Source organism: Dactylosporangium sp. NPDC005572 (assembly GCF_040605515.1).
Classification (GTDB): domain Bacteria; phylum Actinomycetota; class Actinomycetes; order Mycobacteriales; family Micromonosporaceae; genus Dactylosporangium.
On sequence record NZ_JBEXCY010000461.1, the window covers coordinates 1 to 1,598 of the forward strand.

General features: G+C 64.0%; 3 protein-coding genes. All 3 read left to right on the forward strand.

Translation table 11 applies throughout. From position 1 onward, the window contains the following. Nucleotides 1-243: 243 nt before the first annotated feature. Nucleotides 244-453, forward strand: a complete 210-nt coding sequence (locus ABZS66_RS61640) for a hypothetical protein (protein WP_354774272.1) — start codon at nt 244-246, stop codon at nt 451-453. A 208-nt stretch (nt 454-661) separates the two neighbouring features. After that, complete coding sequence (locus ABZS66_RS61645) at nt 662-988, forward strand: hypothetical protein (RefSeq protein ID WP_354774274.1); 327 nt, start codon at nt 662-664, stop codon at nt 986-988. Between the two features lie 144 nt (nt 989-1,132). Then, nucleotides 1,133-1,459 carry a hypothetical protein gene (locus tag ABZS66_RS61650; RefSeq protein WP_354774276.1) on the forward strand — a complete coding sequence of 109 codons (327 nt, stop codon included), beginning with the start codon at nt 1,133-1,135 and terminating at the stop codon, nt 1,457-1,459. Nucleotides 1,460-1,598 lie beyond the last annotated feature (139 nt).

Sequence of the window (1,598 nt, forward strand, 5' to 3'; positions counted from 1 at the left end):
GCCGGCTCAATCCCGACAGCCAGCACTTCGGACAAGCCACTTCCCGGACCCGCCACCACCCACTCTAGAACACCGGCCCTCGCCGCCTCTTGACACAGAGGGGTGCCATGAGCGGACATCTCACTTGCGCCTGGTCTGGTCTGAGCTGGCCTCCTTTGATCGAGTGCCGACGATTCGGATAGTCTGGCCGACATGAGGCGAGGGGAAGATCCGTTCGAGCAGCGCCTCGTATCCTCTGCGAATGTGCTCGACGGCACGGTGGACCTCGACGACTACCCCCACCGGTATCTCCTCGTCCATGCAGACACGGGCTTCAGCGCATCCCGGCAGGCGATGCCTCGCCTACTCGCCGCAATCGAAGTGCTCGAAGGCCAAGCGTGGGAGCTGGTCAACATCCTGGCGAAGGAAAACTTCTATGCCGTCATGCGACGCCCTCGCCACTCGAACGGCTAACGAAGAGGACCTCTGCGTCGAGCAACGACGCCATGTCACGCAGCGAGTCGAGCCACCCGGCGGCATCGGCACGAGAACGCAGTGGATACACAGGCTCGCCGTCGGAACGATGTACACAGCGTGACAACCGCCGACGCGCCGCCACGTACGACCAGCGGCAGAAGAGTGCGCTCGAGCGAGTCGAAACGTCGTACGGCAGGGTAGGTCCGTGGCCGGTGAAGTGCTCGTGTCCTTGGGGGACCTGCGGCAGGCGTTGGCGTTGTTGCTCGACGAGATCGAGAAGCGGCATGGGAAGGTCATCGACCTTGACGCGGACTACTACTGGACGATCGGTGCCTGGGACGCGTTTCGCCTTGGTGCCGTTGGTGTGCCCGAGCCGACCGTGGGCCAGTTGACGGACGATGTCCGATCGATGCGGGACATGCTGACCGCACCGGGGGACCGAACGATGGTCGTATGGCACGACTTGGCACATGTCATCGGCATCCTCAACCGACTCGCCGCGCTCGACCGTCCTTCCCTCGAAGAACGGTGACCGTCCGGCCCGCCGACCTCAACACACTCTCATCGGCCAGATCCGCGCGCCGAACCGCCAGCTGGGCCATCACGGCCTGTAGCGCGCGGATCGCGGCTAGCGTGCACCTGATCTTCTTCGAGCATCATGCGAGGATGAGTGGTCGTGGCCCACGAAGTCTTCCAACACGTGCCGTTCCCGTTCCCGGACGGCCGTTTCCCGCACCAACTCGGCGCTACGGTGCAGCGGACGGTCGCCGACGGCGAGTTGCCCGCGCTCACAGTGATTCACACGGCCGACAACTCGTGGGTGGTCCTCGACGGAGTCAACGACCCGAATCTCGACGGTGCCTGCGTCATCGACGCGATGGTCCACCTGGTGGATGACGACCCATCGCTCGCCGTAGTCGCTCGGCTGGATGTTGGCCACCGAGCCGACCGTGAGCACGTAGGCGACGTATGGCAGGCGTTCCCGTACGAGATGGAAGACTGAGTCCAACTGTCGCCGGTCGAATGACCAGACGTCCGCTTCTCGGCAGAGTCGGACGCCTTGGGGGTCGCTATATGCGCTCGCAGTGTGATGAGCAAGCTGCGAAACTCAGTCCGAACTTCCCTTCTTCCGGCCGTCCGGC